We start from the raw sequence: 2,336 nt of genomic DNA, 5'->3' as shown, positions 1-2,336 counted from the left end.
ATCTATATTGATAAAGAAGGCGGAATCAACATTGATGAATGTGAAACCGTATCCCGTATTTTATCAGAGGCACTGGACCAGGAAAATCTGATTCAGACTGCCTATCAGCTTGAAGTATCTTCCCCGGGTGCTGAACGAAAGCTTACAAAAGAATGGCATTTTGAAAAAGTGCTTGGCAAAAAAATAGAACTTTCTTTGTATGCACCGATTGACGGAAACAAAAATATTATGGGTACATTGGAAAAATATGAGAACAATGTCATTTATATATCCTGCAACGATATCTCAATGGAATTCCCCAAGGATAAAGTTGCATCCGCAAAGCTTTATTTTGACATTACTGAAGCTTTGAAAGCAAAATAATTGTTTATTAAAATTTTATCTTATATATTGGAGGTACAAAAAGAAAACTATGAACAAGGAATTTTTATTAGCTCTCGACCTTTTGGAAAAAGAAAAAGGAATCGAAAAAGAAATCCTGATTGAAGCAATGGAAAATGCATTGGTAACTGCTTACAAAAAGGACTACAATCCCATTGCAGAAGTAATTGCTACCGTGTCCCGTGAAACCGGTGATGCAGCTGTTTACTTAAGAAAAACAGTCGTGGAAGAGGTTACTAATCCTGAACTGGAAATCGAATTCAAAGCAGCGAAAAAAATCTCTAAAGCTGTTGCTGTGGGTGATACCGTAGATGTTAATGTGACTCCTAAAACCTTCGGCAGAATTGCAGCACAGAATGCAAAAGGAATCGTAGTTCAGAAAATCAGAGAAGTAGAACGCGGAATGATGGTTTCTGAATTCACCGAAAAAACCGGAAGCTTAGTTACCGGTACCGTAGAAAGAATCGAAAAAGGTAATGTAATGGTGTCCATTGGCAGAACCGAAGCAGTTCTTTCTCCCCAGGAACAGATTCCCGGCGAAGTATACAAACACGGCGATAAAATCAAAATTTACGTAGTGCAGGTTAAAATCATCGGCAAAGCACCGCAGATTATTATTTCCCGTTCTCATCCCATGTTGGTAAAATGCTTATTCGAGCAGGAAGTTTCTGAAATCGCTACCGGCGTTGTTCAGATTAAATCCATCGCCAGAGAAGCAGGTGCAAGAACCAAAATCGCCGTATACTCTACCGATGAAAATGTTGACTGTATCGGCTCTTGTATCGGCCCCAAAGGTATGCGTGTGGAAAACATCTTAGCAGAATTAAAAGGCGAAAAAATTGATATTGTAAAATATAGTGAAGATCCCGAAGAATTTGTAAAAGAAGCCCTCTCCCCTGCTGAAATCATCAGCTGTACCGTAAATCAGGACGAAAGAATCTGCAATGTAATTGTTGACAAAGATCAGCTTTCTCTGGCAATTGGTAAGGAAGGTCAAAATGCAAGACTGGCTGCAAAGCTGACCGGCTACAAAGTAGACATTAAAGCAGTATAAGAGGAAATAAGAATGAAATACATTCCCAAAAGAAAATGTGTTGCTTGTCACAGCATCCACCCAAAAAATGAAATGATTCGTATGGCTAAGTTAGCGAATGGAACCTATCAGCTTGACCCGGATCATAAATTGGACGGTCGTGGTGCTTATGTATGCAATCAAACAGATTGCATCGAGCAGGCAATCAAGAAAAATGCTTTTCACCGTTCTTTCAAAACAAAAGTTTCGGATGAATGTTATGAAGAGCTGAAGAAATTTCAAGAGGAATCCTTTCATGCAAGATAAAGTATTACGTTTACTCGGACTGGCACGGCGTGCCGGAGCGCTTACTTACGGACAGACCGCAGTGTTGGACGAAATCAAAAAGTCCCATTCCAAGCTGATTATATTTTCTGCTGATTTCAACGAGAAAACCAAACAGAAAATTCTGGAAGCTTGCAAAAACATCAAGGTGATTACACTCCCCTGCACGATGGAAGAAATTGCATTTGCAATCGGGAGCAAACCAACCGGCGTGGTATCTGTCAACCATGAAAATTTTAAAAAAGGAATATTAGAGGTGAGTTCATTTGAAGAAAAAGAAGATATCTGAATTAGCAAAAGAATTCAATTTACAAAACAAACAAGTAATGGAAATGATAAAGAACTTGGGGATTGAAGGCAAAAGCAGCGCCAGCAGTTCCTTAGACGAGAAAGAACTGGACCTGGTATTGGACGCCATTATGTTCACCCATCAGGTTGAAGATTTTTCCATGTATGCTGTTGAGAAAAAGGCAGAAGATAAACCCAAAAAAGATGAAAAATCTGTTGACGAAGAAAAGAAAAACGAACAGGAAATCATCGAAGTAATCGAAAAGCCCATCGAAAAGAAAGTCCGTCATATTGATACCCGTCAGAACAC

General features: G+C 39.1%; 5 protein-coding genes. All 5 read left to right on the top strand.

Going from position 1 to position 2,336, the window contains the following annotated elements:
* Window positions 1–363, top strand: a 363-nt coding sequence (locus tag ACKI5B_RS04190; protein ID WP_407426139.1) for a ribosome maturation factor RimP, incomplete at its 5' end; no start/stop codon positions are given.
* 49 nt (window positions 364–412) lie between these two features.
* Window positions 413–1,435: a transcription termination factor NusA gene (gene nusA, locus ACKI5B_RS04185; RefSeq protein ID WP_407426137.1), complete on the top strand. Its 1,023-nt coding sequence runs from the start codon at window positions 413–415 to the stop codon at window positions 1,433–1,435.
* A 12-nt stretch (window positions 1,436–1,447) separates the two neighbouring features.
* Complete coding sequence (gene rnpM, locus ACKI5B_RS04180) at window positions 1,448–1,720, top strand: RNase P modulator RnpM (protein ID WP_407426135.1); 273 nt, start codon at window positions 1,448–1,450, stop codon at window positions 1,718–1,720.
* Complete coding sequence (locus ACKI5B_RS04175) at window positions 1,710–2,027, top strand: L7Ae/L30e/S12e/Gadd45 family ribosomal protein (protein ID WP_407426133.1); 318 nt, start codon at window positions 1,710–1,712, stop codon at window positions 2,025–2,027. Before rnpM ends, ACKI5B_RS04175 begins: the two co-directional genes overlap by 11 nt.
* Window positions 2,005–2,336, top strand: a 332-nt coding sequence (locus ACKI5B_RS04170) for a translation initiation factor IF-2 N-terminal domain-containing protein (protein WP_407426131.1), incomplete at its 3' end; no start/stop codon positions are given. The genes ACKI5B_RS04175 and ACKI5B_RS04170, both read left to right, overlap by 23 nt.

The organism is Treponema sp. (genome assembly GCF_045657965.1).
In the GTDB taxonomy this organism is placed as follows: Bacteria; Spirochaetota; Spirochaetia; order Treponematales; family Treponemataceae; genus Treponema_D.
The sequence above is the reverse complement of the archived record's forward strand: the minus strand, read 5'-3'. Positions and strand labels throughout refer to the sequence as shown.

What these genes read in the sequence shown, in the direction of transcription:
- nusA (WP_407426137.1), top strand. Translation starts at nt 413, where the DNA reads ATGAACAAGGAATTTTTATTAGCTCTCGACCTTTTGGAAAAAGAAAAA.
- ACKI5B_RS04175 (WP_407426133.1), top strand. Translation starts at nt 1,710, where the DNA reads ATGCAAGATAAAGTATTACGTTTACTCGGACTGGCACGGCGTGCCGGA.
- rnpM (WP_407426135.1), top strand. Translation starts at nt 1,448, where the DNA reads ATGAAATACATTCCCAAAAGAAAATGTGTTGCTTGTCACAGCATCCAC.